Annotated in this window: 29 protein-coding genes; 13 read left to right on the top strand and 16 right to left on the bottom strand. The window is 60.4% G+C overall.

Going from position 1 to position 23,993, the window contains the following annotated elements:
- Window positions 1-2: 2 nt before the first annotated feature.
- The 7 genes from O3A94_00840 to O3A94_00810 are packed head-to-tail and all read left to right on the top strand — an operon-like array spanning window position 3 to window position 5,908.
- The gene (locus O3A94_00840) at window positions 3-971 is read left to right on the top strand and encodes a thiamine pyrophosphate-dependent dehydrogenase E1 component subunit alpha (GenBank protein MDA1354795.1); all 969 of its coding nucleotides are present in this window, start codon (window positions 3-5) and stop codon (window positions 969-971) included.
- Between the two features lie 17 nt (window positions 972-988).
- On the top strand, window positions 989-2,002 hold the full coding sequence (locus O3A94_00835) for an alpha-ketoacid dehydrogenase subunit beta (protein ID MDA1354794.1): 1,014 nt from the start codon (window positions 989-991) through the stop codon (window positions 2,000-2,002).
- A complete protein-coding gene (locus tag O3A94_00830; protein MDA1354793.1) occupies window positions 1,999-3,114 on the top strand; it encodes an acetoin dehydrogenase dihydrolipoyllysine-residue acetyltransferase subunit in 1,116 nt (371 codons plus the stop codon). Before O3A94_00835 ends, O3A94_00830 begins: the two co-directional genes overlap by 4 nt.
- A gap of 47 nt (window positions 3,115-3,161) precedes the next feature.
- The gene (locus tag O3A94_00825; GenBank protein ID MDA1354792.1) at window positions 3,162-3,692 is read left to right on the top strand and encodes a DUF1285 domain-containing protein; all 531 of its coding nucleotides are present in this window, start codon (window positions 3,162-3,164) and stop codon (window positions 3,690-3,692) included.
- Complete coding sequence (locus O3A94_00820; GenBank protein ID MDA1354791.1) at window positions 3,692-4,348, top strand: CoA pyrophosphatase; 657 nt, start codon at window positions 3,692-3,694, stop codon at window positions 4,346-4,348. Before O3A94_00825 ends, O3A94_00820 begins: the two co-directional genes overlap by 1 nt.
- Window positions 4,349-4,624, top strand: a complete 276-nt coding sequence (locus O3A94_00815) for a DUF6111 family protein (protein MDA1354790.1) — start codon at window positions 4,349-4,351, stop codon at window positions 4,622-4,624.
- A gap of 36 nt (window positions 4,625-4,660) precedes the next feature.
- On the top strand, window positions 4,661-5,908 hold the full coding sequence (locus tag O3A94_00810) for a CCA tRNA nucleotidyltransferase (protein MDA1354789.1): 1,248 nt from the start codon (window positions 4,661-4,663) through the stop codon (window positions 5,906-5,908).
- On the opposite strand, the gene O3A94_00805 is transcribed toward O3A94_00810, so the two are convergent.
- Genes O3A94_00805 through O3A94_00795 form a run of 3 tightly spaced genes read right to left on the bottom strand, consistent with a single transcriptional unit; the run spans window position 5,905 to window position 7,890 of the window.
- A complete protein-coding gene (locus O3A94_00805; GenBank protein ID MDA1354788.1) occupies window positions 5,905-6,462 on the bottom strand; it encodes a hypothetical protein in 558 nt (185 codons plus the stop codon). The two genes, O3A94_00810 and O3A94_00805, sit on opposite strands and share 4 nt — an antisense overlap.
- Window positions 6,463-6,521: 59 nt before the next feature.
- Window positions 6,522-7,397, bottom strand: a complete 876-nt coding sequence (gene hemF / locus O3A94_00800; GenBank protein ID MDA1354787.1) for an oxygen-dependent coproporphyrinogen oxidase — start codon at window positions 7,395-7,397, stop codon at window positions 6,522-6,524.
- Window position 7,398: 1 nt separating this feature from the next.
- On the bottom strand, window positions 7,399-7,890 hold the full coding sequence (locus tag O3A94_00795) for a tRNA (cytidine(34)-2'-O)-methyltransferase (protein ID MDA1354786.1): 492 nt from the start codon (window positions 7,888-7,890) through the stop codon (window positions 7,399-7,401).
- 215 nt (window positions 7,891-8,105) lie between these two features.
- Here O3A94_00795 and petA point away from each other — a divergent pair, with 215 nt between their 5' ends.
- The 3 genes from petA to O3A94_00780 are packed head-to-tail and all read left to right on the top strand — an operon-like array spanning window position 8,106 to window position 10,731.
- Complete coding sequence (gene petA, locus O3A94_00790; protein MDA1354785.1) at window positions 8,106-8,663, top strand: ubiquinol-cytochrome c reductase iron-sulfur subunit; 558 nt, start codon at window positions 8,106-8,108, stop codon at window positions 8,661-8,663.
- 17 nt (window positions 8,664-8,680) lie between these two features.
- Window positions 8,681-9,952 carry a cytochrome b/b6 gene (locus O3A94_00785; GenBank protein ID MDA1354784.1) on the top strand — a complete coding sequence of 424 codons (1,272 nt, stop codon included), beginning with the start codon at window positions 8,681-8,683 and terminating at the stop codon, window positions 9,950-9,952.
- On the top strand, window positions 9,952-10,731 hold the full coding sequence (locus O3A94_00780; protein ID MDA1354783.1) for a cytochrome c1: 780 nt from the start codon (window positions 9,952-9,954) through the stop codon (window positions 10,729-10,731). The genes O3A94_00785 and O3A94_00780 overlap by 1 nt, the downstream gene beginning before the upstream one ends.
- A gap of 173 nt (window positions 10,732-10,904) precedes the next feature.
- On the opposite strand, the gene O3A94_00775 is transcribed toward O3A94_00780, so the two are convergent.
- From O3A94_00775 to rfaD, 13 genes are all read right to left on the bottom strand, one after another.
- Window positions 10,905-11,762: an arsenite methyltransferase gene (locus tag O3A94_00775; GenBank protein MDA1354782.1), complete on the bottom strand. Its 858-nt coding sequence runs from the start codon at window positions 11,760-11,762 to the stop codon at window positions 10,905-10,907.
- Window positions 11,759-12,142: a metalloregulator ArsR/SmtB family transcription factor gene (locus O3A94_00770; GenBank protein MDA1354781.1), complete on the bottom strand. Its 384-nt coding sequence runs from the start codon at window positions 12,140-12,142 to the stop codon at window positions 11,759-11,761. The genes O3A94_00775 and O3A94_00770 overlap by 4 nt, the downstream gene beginning before the upstream one ends.
- A 105-nt stretch (window positions 12,143-12,247) precedes the next feature.
- Window positions 12,248-13,138: an S-methyl-5'-thioadenosine phosphorylase gene (locus O3A94_00765; GenBank protein ID MDA1354780.1), complete on the bottom strand. Its 891-nt coding sequence runs from the start codon at window positions 13,136-13,138 to the stop codon at window positions 12,248-12,250.
- A gap of 6 nt (window positions 13,139-13,144) precedes the next feature.
- Window positions 13,145-13,825: a dienelactone hydrolase family protein gene (locus tag O3A94_00760; protein MDA1354779.1), complete on the bottom strand. Its 681-nt coding sequence runs from the start codon at window positions 13,823-13,825 to the stop codon at window positions 13,145-13,147.
- A 45-nt stretch (window positions 13,826-13,870) separates the two neighbouring features.
- A complete protein-coding gene (ychF, locus tag O3A94_00755) occupies window positions 13,871-14,971 on the bottom strand; it encodes a redox-regulated ATPase YchF (GenBank protein MDA1354778.1) in 1,101 nt (366 codons plus the stop codon).
- The gene (gene pth, locus O3A94_00750) at window positions 14,961-15,590 is read right to left on the bottom strand and encodes an aminoacyl-tRNA hydrolase (GenBank protein MDA1354777.1); all 630 of its coding nucleotides are present in this window, start codon (window positions 15,588-15,590) and stop codon (window positions 14,961-14,963) included. Before pth ends, ychF begins: the two co-directional genes overlap by 11 nt.
- 41 nt (window positions 15,591-15,631) lie before the next feature.
- Window positions 15,632-16,327 carry a 50S ribosomal protein L25/general stress protein Ctc gene (locus tag O3A94_00745; GenBank protein ID MDA1354776.1) on the bottom strand — a complete coding sequence of 232 codons (696 nt, stop codon included), beginning with the start codon at window positions 16,325-16,327 and terminating at the stop codon, window positions 15,632-15,634.
- Window positions 16,328-16,381: 54 nt separating this feature from the next.
- A complete protein-coding gene (locus O3A94_00740) occupies window positions 16,382-17,314 on the bottom strand; it encodes a ribose-phosphate pyrophosphokinase (GenBank protein MDA1354775.1) in 933 nt (310 codons plus the stop codon).
- A gap of 165 nt (window positions 17,315-17,479) precedes the next feature.
- Window positions 17,480-18,286 (bottom strand): hypothetical protein, encoded by an 807-nt coding sequence (locus tag O3A94_00735; protein ID MDA1354774.1) that lies wholly within the window; start codon window positions 18,284-18,286, stop codon window positions 17,480-17,482.
- Between the two features lie 86 nt (window positions 18,287-18,372).
- Window positions 18,373-19,149: a peptidoglycan editing factor PgeF gene (pgeF, locus tag O3A94_00730; GenBank protein MDA1354773.1), complete on the bottom strand. Its 777-nt coding sequence runs from the start codon at window positions 19,147-19,149 to the stop codon at window positions 18,373-18,375.
- Complete coding sequence (locus tag O3A94_00725) at window positions 19,143-20,183, bottom strand: SAM-dependent methyltransferase (GenBank protein ID MDA1354772.1); 1,041 nt, start codon at window positions 20,181-20,183, stop codon at window positions 19,143-19,145. The genes pgeF and O3A94_00725 overlap by 7 nt, the downstream gene beginning before the upstream one ends.
- A 60-nt stretch (window positions 20,184-20,243) precedes the next feature.
- On the bottom strand, window positions 20,244-21,056 hold the full coding sequence (gene lgt / locus O3A94_00720; GenBank protein MDA1354771.1) for a prolipoprotein diacylglyceryl transferase: 813 nt from the start codon (window positions 21,054-21,056) through the stop codon (window positions 20,244-20,246).
- Window positions 21,053-22,039, bottom strand: coding sequence for an ADP-glyceromanno-heptose 6-epimerase (gene rfaD / locus O3A94_00715; protein MDA1354770.1), 987 nt, complete (start codon window positions 22,037-22,039; stop codon window positions 21,053-21,055). The genes lgt and rfaD overlap by 4 nt, the downstream gene beginning before the upstream one ends.
- Window positions 22,040-22,192: 153 nt before the next feature.
- Here rfaD and O3A94_00710 point away from each other — a divergent pair, with 153 nt between their 5' ends.
- The 3 genes from O3A94_00710 (at window position 22,193) to proC (ending at window position 23,978) form a co-directional block, all read left to right on the top strand.
- On the top strand, window positions 22,193-22,456 hold the full coding sequence (locus tag O3A94_00710) for an accessory factor UbiK family protein (GenBank protein ID MDA1354769.1): 264 nt from the start codon (window positions 22,193-22,195) through the stop codon (window positions 22,454-22,456).
- A gap of 200 nt (window positions 22,457-22,656) precedes the next feature.
- A complete protein-coding gene (locus O3A94_00705; GenBank protein MDA1354768.1) occupies window positions 22,657-23,163 on the top strand; it encodes a YbjN domain-containing protein in 507 nt (168 codons plus the stop codon).
- Window positions 23,163-23,978: a pyrroline-5-carboxylate reductase gene (gene proC / locus O3A94_00700; GenBank protein MDA1354767.1), complete on the top strand. Its 816-nt coding sequence runs from the start codon at window positions 23,163-23,165 to the stop codon at window positions 23,976-23,978. Before O3A94_00705 ends, proC begins: the two co-directional genes overlap by 1 nt.
- The last annotated feature ends 15 nt before the right edge of the window (window positions 23,979-23,993 follow it).

The following is a 23,993-nucleotide window of genomic DNA, read 5'->3' as shown; positions in this document are numbered from 1 at the left end:
GCATGCAACTCAGCAAAGACGATTTGCTTAGGGCCTACCGGATGATGAAAACCATCCGCGAATTCGAAGAACGTCTGCATGTGGAATTCGCCACCGGCGAAATCCCCGGGTTCGTGCATCTCTATGCCGGAGAAGAAGCCAGCGCGACGGGATTCTGCATGCATTTGGATGAACGCGACAAGATTGCCAGCAATCATAGAGGCCACGGCCACTCGATCGGCAAAGGCTGCGATGTCGATGCCATGATGGCCGAGATTTATGGCAAAGCGACGGGTCTTTGCGGTGGCAAGGGCGGTTCCATGCACATTGCCGATCTCAGCAAGGGCATGATGGGCGCCAATGGCATTGTCGGGGGCGGCCCGCCGCTGGTTTGCGGCGCTGCACTGGCGGCCAAGAAGCTCAAGACCGGTGGCGTTGCAATCGCCTTTTTTGGCGACGGCGCGTCCAACCAGGGCACCACGATGGAAAGCCTCAATCTGGCGTCCGTGTGGAACCTGCCCTGCATTTTCGTGGTCGAAAATAACGGCTACGCCGAGGCGACGTCATCAAAATATTCGGTGTCCTGTGATGACGCGGCCGACCGCGCGAGCGCGTTCAACATGCCGGGGGTCGTAGTGGACGGCCATGATTTTTTCGCCGTTTACGAAGCTGCCGGTGAAGCCGTTCGGCGCGCCCGAGAGGATTCGGCGCCGACGTTGATCGAAGTTAAGATCAACCGCTATTACGGACATTTCGAAGGCGACGCCCAGACCTATCGCGGCAAGGATGAAGTAAAAAACATCCGCGCCACGAAGGATTGTCTCGATAAGTTCCGCGCAAAGGTCACATCGGCAAAATTGCTTGAGAACAGTGATCTTGACGCCATCGACGCCGACGTCGCTGAAATCATTGAAAATTCTGTCGTTCGCGCGAAGGCCGCACCGAAACCGCCGGCATCTGAGCTTATGACCGACGTTTATATTTCGTACTGAGCGAGGAGAACAAACTCATGGCACGCACAATCACGTACCAACAAGCCATTGGCGAAGCGCTTGCTCAAGAAATGGAGCGCGACGAAACTGTCATCGTCATGGGCGAGGACGTAGCCGGCGGCGCCGGCGCGCCGGGCGAGGACGATGCCTGGGGCGGCGTCCTCGGTGTCACCAAGGGCCTCTACGGCAAGTTTGGCGACCGGGTGATGGACACGCCGATCACCGAATCCGCATTTATCGGCGCCGCGGTAGGCGCTGCGACGGCTGGCTTAAGGCCGGTAGCCGAGCTGATGTTCATCGATTTCATGGGCGTCTGCTTCGACCAGATCTTCAATCAAGCCGCCAAATTCCGCTATATGTTCGGCGGCAAAGCCGAAACGCCGGTGGTGATCCGCACGATGTATGGCGCCGGCTTTCGTGCCGCGGCTCAGCATTCGCAGTGCCTCTATCCCATCTTCACCCATATTCCCGGGCTGAAAGTGGTGACGCCGTCGACCCCGTACGACGCCAAGGGCCTGTTGATCCAGGCGATCCGCGACAATGACCCGGTGATCTTCTGCGAGCATAAGGCGCTCTACACCTTGGAAGGCGATGTGCCGGAAGAGTCCTATACCATCCCCTTCGGCGAAGCGAACATCACTCGCGAGGGCGATGACGTTACCATCGTTACCCTGGGCCGGATGGTGCATGTGGCGGCGGAAGCGGCCACGACTCTCGCCAAGGACGGCATCAGTTGTGAGATCGTCGATCTGCGCACGACCTCGCCAATGGATATGGACACCATTATTGAGAGCGTCGAGAATACCGGGCGTCTGGTGGTACTAGACGAGGCTAATCCGCGCTGTAGCATTGCTACCGACGTGTCCGCATTGGTCTGCCAGGAGGCCTTCAGTTCCTTGAAAGCGCCGATCCGCATGGTCACCGCGCCGCATGTACCGGTGCCCTTCGCGGACAATCTGGAGGACAGCTACATTCCGGATGCGGCGAAGGTTCAACAGGCGGTTCTTACGGTGATGGGGAAAAACGGATGAGCGATTCGATCCGCGCCATTTGCATGCCGAAATGGGGGCTCTCCATGAAGGAGGGTACCGTTGCGGCCTGGCTGATGGATGTAGGCGACGAAATATCGTCCGGCGACGAAGTGATGGACGTCGAAACCGAGAAGATATCGAGCGCCGTCGAAGTGTCCGAAAGCGGCATCCTGCGGCGCCGTGTGGCCGAAGAAGGGCAAACCTTATCAGTTGGCGCCCTGCTCGGCGTGCTCGCCGATGCCGACGTCACGGACGCGGATATCGATGCCTTTATTACCGAATTCCAGGCCAATTACGTGCCCCCCGCCGATGACGAAGTAGATGAGGGCGCGGCCACGGAAACGGTCGACGTCGGCGGGCGCGCAATCCGCTATCTGCTGCGCGGTGAAGGCGGCGTGCCGGTCATACTGGTGCATGGGTTTGGTGGCGACCTTAACAATTGGCTGTTTAACCATGAAGCTCTGGCGGCCAAGCGCGCGGTTTACGCGCTCGACCTGCCGGGACACGGTGTGTCGGCGAAAGATGTCGGCGGTGGCGGTGTGGCCGAATTGGCGGCGATCGTTCATGGCTTCATGACGGCGCTCGGCATCGACACGGCGCATTTGGTCGGCCATTCGCTGGGCGGTGCGATATCCCTCAAGCTCGCCCTCGACCATCCGGAAAAAATTTCTTCGCTGACCCTGATCGGCAGTGCCGGCCTCGGCAGCGAGATCAACGGCGACTATCTTGCCGGCTTTATCTCCGCCGAGCGGCGCAAAGACCTGAAGCCGCATGTTGAGAAACTGTTCAGCGATCCAACGTTGGTGACGCGCCAGTTGATAAATGATCTCCTCTCTTTTAAGCGCATCGACGGCGTGCAAGCGGCGCTCGAAGCGATCAACGCCGCGTTTGCGCCAGGCGGCAACCAAGCGTTGGTGCTGCGTGACCAGATCGGCGATCTCGCCGTTCCTGTCATGGCCATCTGGGGCGCAGGCGACCAAATCGTGCCGGCGAGCCATGCCGAAGGTTTGCCCGCCAATGTGCGCGTCGAAATGATGACGGGCCAGGGCCATATGGTGCAGATGGAGGCGGCTTCCGAAGTCAACCGGCTGATCGACGAACTGATCGGATAAGGCGACCGCCCCGCGCGGCGGAAGGTGATGACATAGCGGAGCGAAGCATGGCCGAGCCCAGACAAGGTGCGATGAAATTGGACCCCGCACTATTCTGCGGTGATATCGATATTCGCATCGCCGCGGACGGCACATGGTTTCATGAAGGCGGGCCGATCGGCCGCAAGAACCTCGTCAAACTGTTCGCCAGCGTCCTTGAGCGCGATGAAGCCGGCGATTATTGGCTGGCGACACCGGTCGAACGCGCCCGCATCCGCGTCGACGATGCGCCGTTTGTCGCGGTGGAAATGCAGGCCACCGGTGCGGGGCGCGATCAATGCCTGACATTTCGCACCAACATCGATGCCGAGATCATGGCTGACAGCGCACATCCTCTGACTTTTCGAGCGCGCCCGAGCGGCGAACCGGCGCCCTATCTCTGTCTTGACGGTGGCCTCAGCGCCCTCGTCATCCGAGCCGTCTATTACGAGCTTGTGGCGCTCGGCGTGACCGAGCAACGAGACGGCGAAGATCAGTTCGGCGTGTGGAGCGCTGGCGCCTTTTTTGCTTTCGCCACGGCGCCGGCAGAAACCGACTGATGCGCGATGTCATCCGCGCCCAATTAAAGGCGCGCACCGCCGGCGATGCCGGCCAGGCCTGGAGCGAGGTCACGGCGCTCGCCGAGCTGGAGCCGAATTCCAACGTGCCGGGGTCCTACCGCGACGACGGCAATGCAGTAGAAATATTCGGCCTCACCGAACCGCTCACGCCCGCCGCCGTCCTGGTCGCATTGATTGAGCGCAGCGCGGGCATGACGGTGCTCCTCACCCGGCGCACGGAATCCTTGAGTGCACATGGCGGCCAGATCAGCTTTCCCGGTGGGCGCGTCGAACAAGAGGACGGCGCGCCGATGCGCACAGCTCTGCGCGAAGCGGAGGAAGAAGTTGGCCTTGCACCAACTCACGTTGAAATTCTCGGGCGTTTGGCGAACTATGTCGTCGGGACCGGCTACCGGATCACACCGGTGGTTGGATTTGTCGACCCGGCGCAGCGCTTTGTCCGCGACGAACGCGAGGTGGCGGAAATCTTCGAAGTGCCGCTCGACATTGTGATGGGGCGGGGAAATTACCACCGGGAACATATGCGCGTTAAAAATATTGACCGGAGCTATTATGTGTTGCCTTACGGCGACTATCGCATCTGGGGCGCCACGGCGTCTATTTTGGCTAACTTGCGCGACACGTTGAGCGACTGAATGCTGCGCACTGTGCTCTTTCACATTATTCTTCTGGCGGCGCCGGCGGTGCTGTTCATGACGTATCTGGTGATCGCGCGCAAAGTCCGGCTGAGCAAGAGCGATACCGCCAAGATGTTGCGCGAATTGCCGTGGCCGTGGCTGCTCGGTATCGGCATTGCTCTAATGGCGGCGAGCCTTATCGTGCTCAGCATGAGTTCCGGCGACGACCGCGGCGGCACCTATGTACCGCCGCATATGGAAAATGGCCAGGTGGTGCCGGCTACGGTTGAATAGCGCTGAGCGAGATCAGTAAATAAGGAGCGCCGAAGCGTGAAGCCCGCCAGCCAGATCGAACCATCAGACTGGATGCGCGCGGCGCCAACGCGCAAGGTCGTGGATGCGCTCCGCGCAGATGGTCAGGAAATTCGCTTCGTCGGCGGCTGCGTGCGCGACGCGCTCCTCGCCCGCAGCGCCGACAACGCCGAGAGCGATATCGACATCGCCACGCCAGACCCGCCGCAACAGGTCATGGCCCTTCTCGACCGCGCCGCAATCAAAAATATCCCGACCGGTTTGGCGCACGGCACGGTTACGGCCGTCGTCGAGGGACGCCATTTCGAGATCACCACGCTCCGCATCGATGTCAAAACTCATGGCCGCCATGCCGATGTCGCCTTTACCGATGACTGGCAGGAAGACGCGGCGCGGCGCGACTTCACCATGAACGCGCTGACCTGCACGCCTGAGGGCGAACTCTACGACCCGTGGAACGGCGTCAAGGACCTCAATGCTGGGCGCGTGCGCTTCGTCGGCGACGCCGCGCAGCGCATCGAGGAGGATCATCTTCGTCTATTGAGGTTTTTCCGCTTTCATGCGTGGTACGGTAAGGGCGCGCCCGACGGCGTGGGCTTGGCGGCCAGCGCGGCGTGGGCGACGTCGCTGCGCAAGCTTTCGGGCGAGCGCATCCAGCATGAAATGCTGAAACTGCTGGCCGCGCCAGACCCAGCGCCGGTGATCGAGATGATGGCGGCGAGCGGCGTGTTGGCGGAAGTGGTGCCGGACGCGGGCGATACGAAATTCTTGCGCGGGCTGCTGGAGATCGATGCCGAGACCGATCCGCTGCGCCGCCTCGCGGCACTGATGCGCCCCTCCGCCAGTGCGGCAACGGCGCACAATTTGGCGCAACGCTGGCACCTCTCGAACGGCAACCATAAGCGCCTCGCCGCGCTGTTGTCGCCGCCTAGCGCGATAGCCGCCGATCCGAATCAACGCGGACTACGCCGGGAGCTTTACGCGCACGGCACCGAACGGGTGATCGATTGGCTGCTGTTGGCCTGGTCCGGGCGGCCCGGCGACGGCGATGGATTTAGGACGATGATCGAAGATGCCAAGCACTGGCAGCCGGTCACCTTGCCGGTGAAAGGAGCCGATGCGTTGGCGCTCGGCATCCCGGCCGGCCCCGATGTCGGTGAGATATTAAGGACCATCGAAAAATGGTGGATCGATGAGGATTTCGTGCCGGCGCGCGGCGAATGCCTCGAAAAGCTGCACGCAGTTGCGGCGGCGCGCCCGGCTTAGTTGGTGCGTTTGGTCAGCCGGCCTTCGACATGGCGCGCGGTCTCGCCGTTTTTAACGCTGATGAATTCCAACGCCATGCCCATATCGGAAAGCTTGCGCCTGTAGGTCTGCATGACGTAGTCGCCGGTATCGAGCACGACGAGAGAATGAACGATGAGGGTATAGCCCTCGACATAGGCCCAGGTGAGCGGCTGACCGGCCAACGCATCGCCGGAATTGGTGGTGCGATAAACGCCCGGTAAATCACTCGGCACGAATGTCAGATTGTTTGACTTTCGCCGTACATCTGGATTGTCGGGATCGCCGCCCTGGCGCAGCACCGTGGTCCAGGAAATCGATATGCCGGTGCCTTCGGGACGAATCGTGACATCGAAATCGCGCAGCGTCAGGCCGAAATAATCGCTGGTGTCGGTGCGCGCGATCCCCGAGCCTTGAAAATTACCGTAAAAGGCTTCGATGGAAAGTTGCTCGGCCGCCTTCGCACCCGGTGCGGCGCTCCAAAATAAAACGAGCGCTAAAACGGCGACTGCCGCGCCGGTTACTGCTTTTTGCATGTCATCATTCCCACTCGAAACCGATCCATAGTATTTACGAGTCTACCCGAAGAGCTTCATTACGGCCACTTCGCCAGCGGTGGCAACGACATCAGGATTGCCTCCACATTGCCGCCGGTCTTGAGACCGAACTGGGTGCCGCGGTCATACAGCAGATTGAATTCGACATAGCGCCCACGCTTGATGAGTTGTTGCTCGCGCTCTGCCGCGTTCCACGGCTCCTGCATGTGATGGCGGACCAGTGCGGGATAGATATCCAAAAAGGCGCGCCCGACATCTTGGGTAAAATCAAAATCCGCCTGCCAGTCGCCGCTGTTGAGATAGTCAAAAAAAATGCCGCCGACGCCGCGCGGCTCACCCCGATGCGGCAGGAAGAAATACTCGTCGCACCATTCCTTGAAGCGCGGATAATAGTCGGGGTCATGGTCGTCGCACGCCTCTTTCAAGGCACCGTGAAACATTGCGTTGTCCATATCATTGGCGATCATCGGCGTCAGATCGGTGCCGCCACCGAACCAGCGCGTAGTCGTGACGATATGGCGCGTATTCATATGCACGGCAGGCACATGCGGCGAACACATATGAGCAACCAGGGAAACGCCGCTCGCCCAGAAGCGCGGATCATCCGTCGCGCCCGGCACTTTGGCCGCAAAATCGGCGGGAAAAGCGCCGTGCACGGTCGAGACATTGACGCCGACTTTTTCGAACACGCGGCCATGCATGGTCGACATCACGCCGCCGCCGCCTTCACCGCGCTGCCATGGCCGGCGTTCAAAGCGGCCCGGTGGCTCGCTTGAACCTTCAAACACATCTTCCAAGCCCTCGAAAACCGCGCAAATTTGATCGCGTAATTCTTCGAACCACGCCACTGCCTGGCTCTTCTCCGCTTCGCTCGACGGGCCGGGCGGCAATTGCGGTGGCGTTCTATCGCTCATGTCAGTCTCCGGTCAGCCGTTCGGTGGATGGCAATTCGGTGGGTAGCAGGTCCGTTTGGCGCAACGCTTCTCCCAATACCATGGCGCAGGCGCTGGCGATATTAAGAGATCGCAGGTTCGGTGCCATTGGGACGCGCACTGCCGCATCAGCGGCCGCGCTCACATCGGGCGGCACGCCGGCGCTCTCGCGTCCGAACAAGAGCGTATCACCGGGCTGGAAGGCAAAATTCTCGTACCGTATGGCGGCCTTGGTCGAGAGCAGGACAAGCCGGTTCGCGCGGCGATCTGGCGCGGCCTGAAACGCTGCCCAGGAAGCGTGACGGTAGAGCTCCACGTGGTCGATGTAATCGAGCGCGACGCGGCGGATGAGACGCATATCGAAAGGGAAACCGCACGGCTCAATGACCTCGACGGTGACGCCGAGGCAGGCGCCGAGGCGGAGCACGGCGCCCACATTGGCCGCGATATCGGGTTGATAGAGTGCGATTTTCATCGCGCTAGATGCGCCTCGTCCGCGCGTGGTGGAATAGCGCCCGGCTTTCTGTCGCACCGCCTATCCAGTGGGCTGTTCATAGGTTCTTGCCCTTCGCTTTCGCCCGTGTTACGCCTCCGTTCGGCTGCGGCTGTAGGCCGCATGCCCCGAACGGATTTTCCGCACTATATTGTGCTCTATCGGCCAGGTTGGCCGCGGGACTGAAGGGTTGGATAATGACAGACACCGCGTCTGAAAGCGACCAGACGAGCCCGCAGGGTGAAGAAACCCGGCGCGACTTTTTGATTTTGGCAGCGGGCGCTATGGGTGCGATCGCGGCGATCGGCGTGGTATGGCCACTGATCGAGACGATGAACCCGTCGGCCGATGTTTTGGCTCTGTCGTCGACGGAAGTGGATATTTCCGCCATCGAGGTCGGCCAGTCGGTCACTGTAAAGTGGCGCGGCAAGCCGGTTTTCATCCGCCGCCGCACGCAAGAGGAAATCGATGCGGCGCGGGCCGTGTCATTGGATGATCTAAGTGACTCGCAGAGCGACGAAGCGCGGGTACAGAAAGCCGAATGGCTGATTCTAGTCGGCGTCTGCACCCATCTCGGCTGCATCCCGCTCGGCAACAAAGTGGGCGATCCGCGCGGCGATTTCGGCGGCTGGTTTTGTCCATGCCATGGCTCGCATTACGATACGTCTGGGCGTATCCGCCAGGGACCGGCGCCCAACAATCTCGCGGTACCCGAATATGAATTTCTTGACGACACGCTCGTCAAGATCGGCTGAAGCGGAGCGCGGCAATTATGACGACACCTCTTCACCGCTATAGAATCGTTCAGTGGATCGACTATCGCCTGCCGATCTTCAGCTGGTCGCATGAACATCTGGTTGTCTATCCGGCACCGCGCAACCTGAATTACTGGTGGAATTTCGGCTCTCTCGCCGGAATTATGCTGGTGATACAGATCGTCACCGGCGTGATACTCGCCATGCATTTCACCGCCCATGTCGACTATGCGTTCAACTCGACCGAGCATATTATGCGCGACGTCGAGTGGGGCTGGATGATGCGCTATCTCCATGCCAACGGCGCGTCGATGTTCTTTGTCGTGGTCTACATCCATATATTCCGGGGCTTCTATTACGGCTCCTATAAATCGCCGCGCGAAATATTGTGGTGGATGGGTGTCCTCATTCTGTTCCTGATGATGGGCTCGTCCTTCATGGGTTACGTGTTGCCATGGGGACAGATGAGCTTCTGGGCGGCGACGGTGATCACCAATCTGGTGTCCGCTATTCCGTGGATCGGCGAGACCCTGGTGACCTGGCTGTGGGGCGGCTTCTCGGTCGACAACCCGACCCTGAATCGCTTCTATTCGCTGCATTATCTGTTGCCGTTCGTGCTCTGCGCCGTGGTGTTCTTGCATCTGTGGGCGCTGCATCACCGCAAATCGAACAACCCGCTCGGCATCGACATCAAGAGCCCGAAGGACACCATTCCGTTCAGCCCCTATTACACCATCAAGGACATGGTGGGCCTCGGTGTGATGCTGTTCGTGCTGGCGATCTTTGTCTTTTATCTGCCGAATTACCTCGGCGAATCGATCAACTATATCAAGGCCGATCCGCTGGTAACGCCGCCGCACATCGTGCCGGAATGGTACTTCCTGCCGTATTACGCGATTTTACGTGCGGTCCCGGACAAGCTCGGCGGCGTGATCGCCATGGTGGCGTCAATCGCCATCCTGTTCGTGCTGCCCTGGCTCGACACCTGCAAGGTGCGGAGCGCGCGGTTCCGCCCGATTTACAAACAGTTCTTCTGGATTTTCCTCGCTGACTGTCTCGTTCTCGGCTGGGTCGGCGCCAATCCACCGGAAGGGTCGTTCATCCTCATTGGCCGCATCTGCACGGTTTATTATTTCGCCCATTTCCTGATCATCCTGCCGCTGCTCGGCAAATTCGAGCGCACCAGACCGCTGCCGGAAAGCATCCATCAGGCGGTGTTGGCTAAGAAAGGCGGCGGCGACGGCGCATCGGGCACACCGGGCGAGACCAGCACCGCGGGGAATCCGTGATGCGGGCCCGGCTGTTTGCCATGGCCGCGGCGCTTGGGCTGATGTTCACCGGCGTCGGGTATAGCCATGTGGCTCATGCTTCGGGCGACACGCCGGAGTTGCCGGATCATGAGTGGAAGCATACCGGCGTGTTCGGCACCTTCGATCGGGATGAGCTGCACCGCGGCTTCCAAGTTTTCCAGGAAGTCTGTGCAAGCTGCCATTCGCTTGAATTTATCGCCTTCCGCAATTTGGCGGAGATCGGTTTCAGCGAAGAGCAGATCAAAGCCATCGCGGCGGAATATGAAGTCGAGGATGGCCCGGACAACGAGGGCGAGATGTTCATGCGCCCGGCACGCGCGTCCGATTATTTCCCCGCCCCGTTCGCCAATCCGCAAGCCGCCCGCGCTTCTAACGGCGGTGCGCTACCGCCGGACCTGTCCTTGATGGTCAAAGCGCGCGATGGCGGCATCGATTATCTCTACGGCCTGCTTACTGGCTACGAAGATGAAGCGCCAGAGGGCTTCGAGCTGGTCGAGGGCATGAGCTACAATCACTATTTCCGCGGTAATCAGATCGCCATGCCGGCGCCACTTTACGACGAAGCGGTGGAATATGCCGATGGCACCGAAACGTCGATTGCGCAGTTGTCGCATGACGTCTCCGTCTTTCTCGCCTGGACGGCGGAGCCGGAGATGGAGATCCGCAAGAAGACGGGGCTCAAGGTCCTGATCTTCATCGCCATCTTCACGGCATTGATTTACATCATCAAGCGCCGCATCTGGGCCAAGCTACACTAGTACCAACGGGTCATAAGCATGACCCGTTGTATTTGATGCCTCAGACGCCGGGCGATCGCGTCCGCTCCCTTGGCTACCTCGTATTAACTCGGGCGTGCGGTCGCGCTTTCAGAACGCGCCGCGCTTTACGCAACGCGTTCTGCCGGAGCTGTCTGAAAAGCTAGCGCTTGCCCTCAGCGCTTAACCGCGCGGATGGTGGCGGAGGCGATGTAGGTTTCGATGCCGCGGCCGGGCGCCCAATCGGCGATGAATTCCCGGCTCTGCTCATTGACGTCGATCGTGGGGACATCGAACCCGGCAGCTGTCAATCCGGCCACCAGCGCATCGACATGAACCGCGCCGCCGATGCAGCTCGAAACCATGCCCATGTCGTTTTTCAAATCGTCAGGCAATTCTTCGGTGGCAACAATATCGGAAATACACATCCGCCCGCCGGGACGCAGCACGCGATAGGCATCGCGGAAGACCGCGTTCTTATCGGGCGCGAGATTGATGACGCAGTTGGAAATAATTACATCGACCGAGGCGTCGGCGAGCGGCAGATGCTCAATCTCGCCGAGCCGAAACTCGACATTTTGCGCACCTGATTTTTGCGCGTTGGCACGCGCCTTTTGCAGCATTTCCGGAGTCATATCGACGCCGATGACTCGGCCCGACGGGCCGACTTTGGTCGCCGCGAGGAAACAATCGAAGCCAGCACCAGAGCCTAGATCCAAAACGGTTTCGCCCTCGGCCAACTCGGCGATAGCGGTCGGATTGCCGCAGCCGAGGCCAAGATTGCTGCCTTCGGGCACCGCCGCCAGCTCATCTTCACCATAGCCGAGCACGCGGCCGTCGGTCGGCGCACTCTCGCCGGGCACCGGGCAACAGGAGAGGCGCGCCGCGGCGCCCGGGCCAGAGTTGGCACTGGGGCTGGTGCTGGTGCCGGGGCTCGAACTGGGGCCACAGCAGTCACTCGCAGTCTCGGCAACCGCGGCATAGGCGGTGCGAACGGAATTGCGGATTTCGTCGTTTGATTTGAGGTTGGTCATTTTTGTTCTCCCTTGGTCAATTTCTGTGCCGCAGCAAACGCCGCGAGCTGCGGCGGCACGTCGCCGCCGGCGAAACTAAAGAAATCGCCGAGGCGCGCTAGCGCTTCCGGATCGGCCCAGCATTCGACATGCTGCCCGGCCCGCTTCATATGGATGAGCCCGGCACGGCGCAGCTCTTTCAGGTGATGCGACACCGTCGAGGGCGCCAACTCCAGGCCGTCGCCCAACTCGCCAACGCAGGCGCGCATGTTCGGCGCGCACGCCTGTCCGGGCCGGCAACAGCGCGCCAAATTGACAAAAATCTTCAAGCGGTGCGGGTTGGACAGAGCCTTGAACAGTTCGGCCAGCTCTTCAGCGTCATTAGTTTGATAATTCGACATGTTTCGAAATATAGAATCTGTTGCCCTGATTTTCAAGAACTTTATGGCGGGGCCGCCGAGCATTGCGCCGCGCCGTTACGCACGACGCCAATTCGATCGTTCCGGCTAGGACGTCAACACCCGCCCGGCCACGGCATCGAGCTTGGTGACCAGCGCCGCATCGCGCGCATCCGGCGCGGTCATGACCGCATTGTCCAACGCCCGGTCGCAGCCGTCGCCACAGGCCGCCCGCTGCGGATCGATACCGGCCGCCAGAGCGGTGACCAGGGCGCGCGCATGGGCGGCATTTTCGCCGACCACTTGGATCACCGCCTCCACCGACACATTGTCATGATCTTCGTGCCAGCAATCATAATCCGTGACCATGGCCACGGTGGCGTAACAAATCTCGGCCTCGCGCGCGAGTTTGGCCTCGGGCATGTTGGTCATGCCGATCACGTCGCAACCCCAGCTGCGGTAAAGCTCGGATTCGGCCAGGGAGGAGAACTGCGGCCCCTCCATGACGATATAAGTCCCGCCCCGCACGGCACGGATGCCGGATATTTTCGCCGACGCCTGCATGAGATTCGCGCCGATACGGCCGCAAACCGGGTGCGCCATGGATACATGGGCGACGAGCCCAGCGCCAAAAAAGCTTTTGACGCGGGCGAAGGTGCGGTCGATGAACTGGTCGACAACGACGAAATCACCCGGCGCCAAATCTTCGCGCAACGAGCCGACCGCGCTCAGCGAGACGATATCCGTGACGCCGCAGCGCTTGAGCACATCGATATTGGCGCGGAAGTTGATCTCGCCGGGCGGGATGCGGTGGCCGCGCCCATGGCGCGGTAGAAAGGCGACGTCCAGGCCCTCGAGGTTGCCGAGCAGAACTTGATCGGATGGCTCGCCGAACGGCGAGGCGACGCTGACCCATTCGGCATCCTTGAGCCCATCGATCTGATAGAGACCACTGCCGCCGATAACGCCCAGGCGCACCGGGCGAACTTCATCGGTCATCGCCGCTTAGCCCAGATGCGCGGCAAAATGTGCCATTGTGCGCTCGCGCGCCAAGGCGAATGCCGCCGGATTATAATCGGCGCGCTGGTCGCAGTTGAAACCATGACCGGCGCCCTCATAGATGTGAATATCCACTTCCGGATGGGCGCTTCGGATGCCCTCGACCGTCGGCATCGGAATGCCGGCATCCTCGCTTCCGAAATGCAGAATCGTCGGTGAGCGCGGCTGCTCCTCCAGGAACTGTCCAATCTGGCCGCCGTAATAGCCGACCGCGCAATCGCTCTCAAGGCGGCAAGCGGCGAGCCAAGCGAGCGAGCCGCCCCAGCAATAGCCGACCACACCGACTTTTCCAGCCGCCCCAACGGCCTCGCGCAATGCGACCAGCCCCGCCCGCATATCGGCTATGGGATGGTCCCAGCCGGCGCCATCCTTTAGCGCGCGGCCCGCGGCGACGGTCTCGGCGGTATAACCCAAATCGACCCGACGCTGCGTACGGTCGAACATAGCCGGTGCGATGGCGAGATAACCGTCCGCCGCGAAAGCATCGCACAGCTCCCGAATATGTATGTTGACGCCGAAAATTTCCTGAATCACCAGCAGCCCGGCTTTGGCCGCGCCATCCGGCGCAGCGCGATAGGCGTCCAAGCTGTGACCGTCGTCCGCAGTCAAAACAATATGTTGTCCCATCCTGGCATCTCCCTTTACTGGCGCTTCACAGCTCAATAGCAGATTTCATACGTTGAAGCGAAACAGGATCACGTCGCCATCCTTGACCGTATAGTCGGCCCCCTCTTGGCGCATCTTGCCGGTCGATTTCGCCCCGATCTCACCGCCGCTGGCAACGAAATCTTCAAAGGAGATCGTTTCAGCGCAGATGAACCCGCGGGCCATGTCACTGTGAATATTGCCTGCCGCCTCGCGAGCGGTCGCACCCTTGCGCAGAGTCCAGGCACGTGCTTCCTTCGGCCCAGCGGTCAGGAACCGGATCAGTCCAAGCAGGTGGTGGCCAGCATGGATGACGCGCTCCAGACCCGCGGTTTCGAGACCGAGATCCTCGAGAAAAGCACGTTTTTCTTCGGCGTCGCCGAGTGCCGCAATTTCTGATTCGATGGCGGCCGAAACCACAACAGCCTCCGCGCCCTCACCCGCCGCCCGCTGAGCCACCGCGTCGCTCAGAGCATTGCCGTCACGCGCGTGCGGCTCGTCCACATTGCAGACATAGAGCACAGGTTTGGCGGTCAACAAATGCAGCATCTTCAGCAACTGGTGCTCATCTTCGGTCAGATCGACGGTGCGTACGGGCTTCCCGTTGCGCAGAACTTCCAACGCCCTTTCGATGAGCGGTTGCAGCGCCTTGGCTTCTTTGTCGGCCCCGCGGGCGCGCTTGATCACGCCGTCTAGTTGGCGCTCAAGACTCTCTAGATCGGCCAGCATCAACTCGGTTTCGATCAATTCTATGTCGCGAAGTGGATCGATCAGACCTTCTACATGACTGATTTGATCGTCCTCGAAGCAGCGCACCATATGGAGGATGGCGTCAACTTCGCGGATTTGCGCAAGAAATTTATTGCCCAGCCCCTCGCCCCCACTGGCGCCACGCACCAGACCTGCGATATCTACCACCTCAAGCATGGTGGCAACGATACGCGCCGATTTGGCGATGCCGGCAATGGTTTCAAGCTCTCGATCCGGCACCGGCACGCGTCCGACATTGGGCTCCACCGTACAAAAAGGATAATTTCCAGTATCCGCCAACGCCGCGCTGGTGAGGGCGTTAAACAAGGTCGATTTGCCGACATTGGGCAGGCCGACGATGCCGCATCTAAATCCCATCTTGACGCTCTTCTTCTTTGCTAGTTTCGTGTTGCACCGGGCGTGGTGGCGGCGCCAATAATGCGACGCGGGTCATGAAATCATTCTTGTCATCAAGCAGCAAAAGCGGCGCCGATTGCGCGGTCGCATCGACCAGCTTCGTCACCCATTCTCTGTCAGCCTTGGAAAAATCGCTCAGCACGTAGTCCGACACCTGGTCCTTGTCACCAGGATGGCCGATGCCCATTCGCACCCGCCAATAATCCGCGCCAATATGGGCGCCCAGACTTTTGATGCCGTTGTGACCGGCGCTGCCGCCGCCGAATTTCACGCGCAGCTTGCCGGGAGCGAGATCCAGCTCGTCATAGAAAACGAATAGTTCGGACGGTTCGATTTTGTAATAGCGCAAAATGGCGCCAAGCGCCTGCCCGGATTCATTCATGAATGTGGTTGCTTTGACGAGCACGACACGGGCATCACCGACGCGGCCTTCGGAGATATCCGCGGACAGACGGCTGCGGCTGCGAAAGCCAACGAAGCCATAGCGGCGAGCAATCTCGTCGGCCACCAGATAACCGATATTGTGTCTGTTTTTGGCATATCGGGCGCCCGGATTTCCGAGCCCGGCAAAAACATACATAATATTTTACGCCGTCCGTACGCGGACTGGACGCCCCGCGGCTAGGAGTCCGAGCCCTCCGAATCATCCTTTTGTGCTTCGCCGCCACCGCCTTCTTCGGCCGCCGCGCCTTCTGCGCCCTCTACGCCTTCTTCATCCTCTTCACCTTCGCCCACCTCTTCTTCCACATGGACTGTCGGCGCGGCGATAGTGGCGACGGTAAAATCGCGGTCGGTAATGGTCGTCGTGACGCCTTCCGGCAGTTCGATAGCGCTGATATGCAGGCTATCGCCAATTTGGAGGGCAGAGATATCGGCGACGAGGGTATCCGGAATGGATTCGACCGGGCACAGAAGCTCGATCTCATGGCGCACGATGTTGATCACGCCGCCGCGTTTCAGACCCTCACACTCTTCCTGTCCCTCGAACCTGACGCCGACGAACACGGCGATCTGGGCACCTTTTACATAACGCAGAAAATCCGCATGCAGCGGCGCATCCGTCACCGGATGAAGCTGCACATCACGCGGCAGGACGCGCAAGGTATCGTCATCGACATTGAGATCAAAGAGACGGGTAAAAAACCCGGGGCGGCGAAATTCCTTGCCGAACTCGGCGAGATTCAGGGACAGCTGCACCGGTTCTCCCACGCCGCCATAAACGATGGCGGGCATGCGGCCATCGACGCGCAATCTCCGCGCCGGACCCTTGCCGGTCAATTCACGCGCCTTGGCGCTGATCGAACTAATATCACTCATTGTCTTTTCCTTACACGTTCGCTGTTCTGCGCCTCCCGCCAACAGGAGGGACGCTCAATTGAACAGGCTTGAGACGGAGCTTTCCGCACTAATTCGCCGGATTGCTTCCGCCATGAGTTTCGCAATGGATAAAATCTTGATGCTTTCCGAAACCCGCATGGCCTCGGTCATAGCGATCGTATCGGTCACCACAAGGGATTTGAGGTCAGAGGTGGATACCCGCGCCACCGCGCCACCGGACAAAACGGCATGGCTCACATAGGCATGAACTTCGCTGGCGCCGGCCTCTTTTAAAGCGGCGGCGGCGTTGCACAAAGTCCCCGCCGAATCGACGATATCATCGACCAATATGCATTGCCGCCCTTCGACATCGCCGATGATATTCATCACTTCCGACACGCCGGCTTTTTCTCGCCGCTTGTCAACGATGGCGAGATCCGCTTCGAGCCGACTTGCGATCGCCCGCGCCCGCACGACACCGCCGACATCAGGCGAGACGACCATCAAATTCCCATTCGGGAAATTACGCTCGATATCGCTAATTATTTCCCCGGCGGCATAGAGATTATCAACCGGAATATCGAAAAAGCCTTGAATCTGTCCAGCATGCAGATCGAGGGTGAGCACCCGGTTGGCGCCCGCGGCAGTAATAAGGTTTGCTACAAGCTTGGCCGAGATCGGCGTCCGCGGCGCCGATTTACGGTCCTGCCTGGCATATCCGAAATATGGCAATACTGCGGTGATGCGCCGTGCCGAAGAGCGTTTGAGCGCGTCCAGGCAGACCAGCAACTCCATCATATTGTCGTTGGCCGGCGACGAGGTCGATTGAATGACAAAGACATCCTCGCCGCGCACATTCTCGTGTATCTCGACGAAAATCTCATTGTCCGAAAAGCGCCGGACAGTGGCTTTGGTCAACGGAATATTGAGCGAAGCGGCAATCGCTTCGGCGAGAGGCCGGTTACTATTTCCGGCGAGGAGCTTCATTGATATTACTCTCCACTAACGGCCACGGTCCGGTCGATCTTCATGTGGCCGACGGTTCTTTAAAAATTTACGCATGGAGTTGCCCAATCGGCGCGGCGGAATGTATCAAGACGGTTTGGTACTGTAAACGCCCTTGGCGGCAATAATTTACGCTCTCTTGCCGACTTATTCGAGCGCGCCGACGCGCGCCAACATGGCAACAATCCCCTGCGCGCCATTTTCGGCCACAACCCGCGCAATTTCGCCCCACCCTCCATCGAGCGCGCCCAGTGGCAAGACATTGCTCTGACTGACCGTGCCAATGCGCACGCCATCCGCGGTAAGGACCGCCCAATCGACGGTGATCGATTGATGAAGGTGCGAATCGGGCGCTTCCGCAACATAGACGCTGCCGAGCACGATGAAGGACGCGTTCTCAAGCGATTCGGCGGATATGAACCCGGACTGGACCAACGCCTGACGCATAGCTTGGGTCAGTGCCTGGCGGCCGTCGCCGGGCGCTCCGTCAACAGGCTGTACGGCCAGGCTTAGTCCAGCGCTGGCCGGCGCTGGCGGGGCCGGATTGAGAATTGCAGCGAAGCTCTGGGCCACGATCGCAGCACGGTCGGCGTCTCCGTGGTCGTCGAAGCGGAAAATTACTTTGCCGCTTGGCTCAGCAAGTGACCAACGCATCGCCCCAGCTGTACCGGGCTCGGCCGAAATACGGTAACTGGCGCGGTTACTGGCGTGCCGCCCGGCCGCCACGTCGAGCGCCCGCAACGCCAGCACCAAATCTCCGGACAAGCGCGCCGAATCAGCCTCCGGCATCCCCGGAATCGGCTCGACGAACACCCCAGCGCGCGGGCCGAAAGCCTCTTCCAGGGCTTCCGGTGATGCCTTATCAACCGGCTGAAACGGTCGTGGCAAGTCGCCGCAGGCGGCGAGCACAACAGCGCACAGCAGGATCGTCAATAATTGAGCAGAACGCTTCATAAATGGCAGCGGTTACATGAACACACAGCCCGCCATGAGCCCGATGAAGAGAAAAGCACTAAACAGGATCATGTGCGGCATGCGCGTCAGTCCGCCAGCGCGATCGCCGCAAGAAGGCGGCCATAATCGCTCTCGCCGTGCTGGCTGTTGCGCCGATAGCTAAAAAATTGCGCATCCTCGGCATAGGTATCGCGCTTTAGCTGAGCGACTTCGCCGAGACTGAGGGCGCTGAGGCGGCGCGCCACATAGCCGGGCAAGTCGAACAGATAATGCCCATCGCGTGCGGCGGGGCGAAAAAATTCGTGCGCGCCGGGGTGTTGCGCCAAAAACGGCGCCGGAAAACCTGGCCCGACTTCATAGGATTCGGGGCCGATGGTGGGGCCGATCACGGCGTGGATCGTGGCGGCGTGCGCGCCCAGCCGGCACATCGCGGCGACACCGGCCTCGAGAATGCCGCCAAGCGCGCCGCGCCACCCGGCGTGCAGCGCGCCGATTACGCGGTGGTCGCTATCTGCCAGCAGGACCGGGGCGCAATCGGCAGTCAAAATGCCGAGCACGACGCCAGGCCTATTGCTGACCAATGCGTCTGCGCGCGGCGCATCAGCATGTGACCACGCCTTTTCAACCGCCACCACCTGATCGCTATGTATCTGATAGGGAGTACAGAGATCACCGGCAGAGAATCCGAACGCCGTCGCCGCCCGCGCCCTGTTTTCGCGCACCGCCTCGGGATCGTCGTTCGAGCCATAGCCGCAATTAAGCGACGCATAAAGACCGCTGCTGACGCCGCCGGCGCGCGTAAAAAACCCATGTCGTACGGCACCAGACGCCGCCAGCGCGTCATGTTCGAGTGCACTCACCATGTGCCGGTACCACCAGGCGACACGCGAAGTGCGGCCGCCGAGCGCTCTAGACCGGCAGGCACAGGAGCATCCGTTTGGGTTACCGCCAGGACCTTGAACAAATCTCCCATTTGCCGCGTGTCGAGCAATCGGTGCAGCGCCGTGGCGATTTCATGCCCCTGTTCTGGGGTGGCCGAGCGCTGCAACGTGGCGGCCCGCGCCTCGATGCCAAGCCGTTGCAGGAATTCGCACTGGCGTACCGGTCCGTGCAACGAAACCCCCGACGCGGCACGACCGAGCGCCTCGAAATCCACATGCGAGGTCAAATCGGCGAGACCCGGCTCGGCGAATATCGATTGTGCCCGGTGGGCGCGTACCGCCTGCAATGTATCGCCATTGGCGCTCTCGCCATGACCGTAGTCGATAATCAGCGCGGCGCCGCCATAACGTTCCAGGCGCGCCGCGATATCGGCCATGTAAGTGTTGCGCGCTGGCGCCTGTTCGAACACGTCACCGGATTTTCCCAGCCTGTTCAACGCGCAAGGTAGCGCCGCCAATTGCAAACGGCAGGCTCCATCGCGGAACGTCACAAGACGTTCGCGCCAACCCTCGGCGGTCATTTCATATTGATGAACAGGCAGGGCATCAAAAAATTCATTGGCGATCAGCAACAGCGGACCGGGCGGAACAGTGTCGAGCGACAAATGCCATGCTGCCGGGGCGCCGACCAGGCGTTGGCGCTGCGCGTCGCGGAGGCGGTCGCCGGTTTCGACGAGATGGAGCGAGAAAGCCCGGCAAAACTCCGGCTCGGCACGGACGGCGCGCAGCGCATCCTGCATCAAGGAGCCGCGGCCCGGCCCGAGTTCGACCAGATTGATGCGGCTCGGCGCGCCCATCTGGCGCCAAGTAACGGCACACCAAAGGCCGATCAATTCGCCGAACATCTGGCTCACTTCAGGCGCAGTGATAAAATCTCCGGCGGCGCCAATCGGCTCGCGGCGACGGTAGTAGCCATGCTCCGGATCGCTCAGGCATATCTCCATGTACCGCGACATCGTTATCGGCCCGCTCTCGGAGATTATCTGCTTGAGGCGCTTCGCGAGTGGAGTCAGGGCTCAGCCCCCCGCTGCCAGCGGCCGCCACGGCCTTGTGCGGAGCGCCAAATAGTGCCCGATCGCCAACATCGGCAGCGACAAGATTTGGCCCATGGTGATGCCGCCAAGGATATATCCGAGGAATATATCTGGCTCGCGGAACAGTTCGACCACGATGCGCGACAGGCCATAACCGATCAGGAATATTCCGGTGAGCAGGCCCGGGCGCTGGCCGGCGCGCAACACAAAAGCCGACAGCGCCAGAACGGTGAACACGACCAGCCCTTCGAGAAAGGCCTCATAAAGTTGGCTGGGATGGCGCGCCGCCGGGCCGCCGCCGGGGAACACCATCGCCCAGGACACGTCGCTCGGCCGGCCGTAAAGCTCGCCGTTAACAAAATTAGCGATGCGCCCAAAGAAAAGCCCGATGGGAACGGCGCAGGCGGCGGCGTCAGCCACTGAAAGCACATTTAGTTTCCGCATCCGGGCAAAGAGAAACAGCGCGCCGATCACGCCCAACATGCCGCCATGAAAGGACATGCCGCCCTGCCAGACGACCGGTATTTGCCCAGGATGGGCGATGAAATAGCTCGGTTGATAGAAGATGACATAGCCAAGACGCCCGCCAACGATGACACCGATCGTACACCACACCAGGAAATCATCGACGGCGCGACGATCGAGCCCCGGCACGGTTCCCTTGACGAGATAGCGGATGTAGCGCCAGCCAATCACCAGCCCGAGCACGTAAGCCAGAGCGTACCAGCGGATTGCGACCGGGCCGAAACTGACGATGACCGGGTCCAAATTGGGAAACGCCAGCGCGAAGCTCATCGGTAAGGGTCCTTTTGGTTTAGGTAATCGCACACATAGCTGCTGACACCGTCCTCCAGAGAGGTGAAGGGCTGCGCATACCCGGCGGCGTGCAATCGCGCCATGCGTGCCTCGGTAAAATATTGATAGCGCTCGCGAATAGCTTCCGGCATGTCGATATATTCAATCTCGGGTTCACGTTCCAGCGCGCCGAACAGGGCTTTCGCCAAATCATCAAAACTGCGCGCCTGGCCGGTCCCAACATTAAAGAGACCATTTACCTCTTCATGTGCCAGCAACCACAGCATGACGGCCACACAATCTCCAACCCAGATGAAATCGCGCAGCTGCCCGCCATCGGCGTAATTGGAGTGATACGATTTAAACAGACGCACCGGCTGCCCCTGAGCGGCAGCGGGATAAGCGGTGGCGACGACGCTTTTCTGATTGCCTTTGTGATATTCGTTGGGCCCGAACACGTTGAAAAACTTGAGCCCCGCCCATTGCGGCGGCCGCTCCGCGCCACTGGCAATCAGCGCGGCCACGCGCCGGTCAAACAGATGCTTGCTGCGGCCATAGAGATTGAGGGGACGCAGCACCGCCAACGCGCGGACAGAGCCGTCATCGTCGAAGCCCATCGCGCCATCGCCATAGGTTGCCGCCGAGGAGGCATAGATAAAACGTACATCTGCGCCCGCGCACCAGTGCCACAAATCCAGGCTGAGGCGGTAATTGTTGCGCGCGAACAGGCCGGCATCGGTTTCCATCGTCGATGACGTGGCGCCCATATGGAAGACCGCCCGCATTTCGCTGCGATGCGCTTCCAAAAAAGAGAACAGCGCCTCGGGCTCGACATATGCTGCGAGTTGACGCTTGGCGGTATTGCGCCCGCCATCGCCGGCGTCAGTCCTATCGCATACGGCGATCGGGCCAGCGCCGCTCTCCTCCAGTCCTGCGACTAGATTTGAGCCGATGAATCCGGCGCCGCCTGTCACTAATATCATTCGCTTTTTTTCGCCAAGGTTGCGGACAGTGCGGTCGACCGCACCTTATATTGCTCCTGCCACGCCACCGGCAAGGCGCGCTGAAGGTGAATTATACAGGCGCTACCGCCAACAGGCTGTATTATAAGTGAATCCCGCCGCATGGAGTACGAAATGCAGACGAATAACCGAATACTGGACGATTTAGCGCGGGTCGCCGGCACCGCTATGGGCGCCGCTGGCGGCGTCAAAGGCGAATTCGAAACTCTTCTGAGACGCCAGTTCGAAAAAATATTGGACGGCATGGACATGGTCAGCCGCGATGAATTTGACGCGGTCAAGGAAATGGCGGCGAAAGCGCGCGCAGAGCAGGAAGCGCTTAACCTTCGTGTCGAGCAATTGGAGCAGGCGTTGAAAGCGAAAAATGGCGCAAAATAGCCATCCTTCACGGCTCGCCGAGGAAAGCGGATAGTTCGACCGAACCTACTAGATTTTGCGCTTTAATTTGGCCTCTACACAGCCTATTGTATGACACAATACAATTTGGGCACGTGCGGCCACGTACCACAATATATAGATTACTGGTGAGTGTGACCGCGCGGTCGTGAATTATTGAGAACCGCCAAACGGACACGCACATGTCGACAATCCTAAGTTCGGTAGATTTTCTCGACAACAATCCGCTCGACATTGTCGAGCGGGTGGCGGGCGCTGCGGATATTCCCTTCGAGCGCTTCAACGAAGAGGAATTGCTTGCAGCGCACTATGCCGGCCCCTGGTGCGCCTACGAGATGTGGTTCGCCTATAGCTCCGACGTTGATGCGCTAGAATTCCGTTGCGGCTATGACATGAAGGTACCCGACGAGCGGCTGGTGGATATCCACGGCCTGCTGGCGCTGATCAATGAGCATATGTGGCTCGGCCATTTCGACCTCCGGCAGGATGAGAAACGGCCAACGTGGCGCCATACTTTCATTTTCAGAGGCGCGCCACATCCGACGGAAGGGCAGATTGAAGATATGCTGGGCATCGCCTTGCAGGAATGCAATCGTTTTTACCCGGCCTTCCAGCACGTCATTTGGGCCGGCAAATCGCCCCGCGATGCGCTCGATGCCGCCCTCTTCGAGACCGCCGGCGAAGCCTGATGCCGGCGATACCGTCCCGCGGCATCGTGTTGGCCGGCGGCGGCAAAATGGGCAGTGCGCTGCTCACAGGCTGGCTTGAAAGCGGCGTCAACGCGGCAGAAATTTGTGTTGTCGAGCCGGAAGCCAGCGCGGCCAAGCGTTTAGCGGGGCTCGGCGTAAAGATCGTTGCGGCGGCGGCCGAACTGCCGGGCGCGGCAGAGACGGTCATCTTCGCGGTCAAACCGCAAATCATGAACGATGTCGTGCCGAACTATATGCGGCTTGCCGGCGGCGAGACGGTTTTTCTCTCAATCGCTGCGGGCTGCACGATATCGCTATTCGAAACTCATCTCGGCGCTGTACCAGTGGTTCGCGCCATGCCGAATACGCCCGCGGCGATCGGCCTCGGCATAACGGTCGCCTGCGCCAATGGGCGAACCAGCGACGGCCAAAAAGCCCGCTGCCAGAAGTTGCTCGAAGCCGTCGGCGAGGTAGCCTGGGTCTCTGAAGAGGGTCTGATGGACCCGGTCACGGCGGTCTCGGGCAGCGGCCCCGCTTATGTCTTCCTATTGATCGAAACGCTCGCCGCCGCCGGGATGGAAGCAGGGCTTAGCGCCGATCTCGCCATGCGTCTGGCGCGCGCGACAGTGCGCGGCGCCGGCGAATTAGCTAGCCGTTCCGAGGACGCGCCGGACCAACTGCGGGTCAACGTCACCAGCCCGGGCGGCACCACGGCTGCGGCGCTGGAGGTGTTGATGGCCGAGGACGGCCTTGGCCGCCTGATGAAGCGCGCTGTCCTGGCCGCAACCGACCGCTCGAAGGCGCTCGCGGGATAAATCGCATTCGACGAA

It is taken from the genome of Pseudomonadota bacterium (genome assembly GCA_027624955.1).
In the GTDB taxonomy this organism is placed as follows: Bacteria; Pseudomonadota; Alphaproteobacteria; order UBA828; family UBA828; genus PTKB01.
This window is presented reverse-complemented; position numbering and strand designations above follow the sequence as displayed.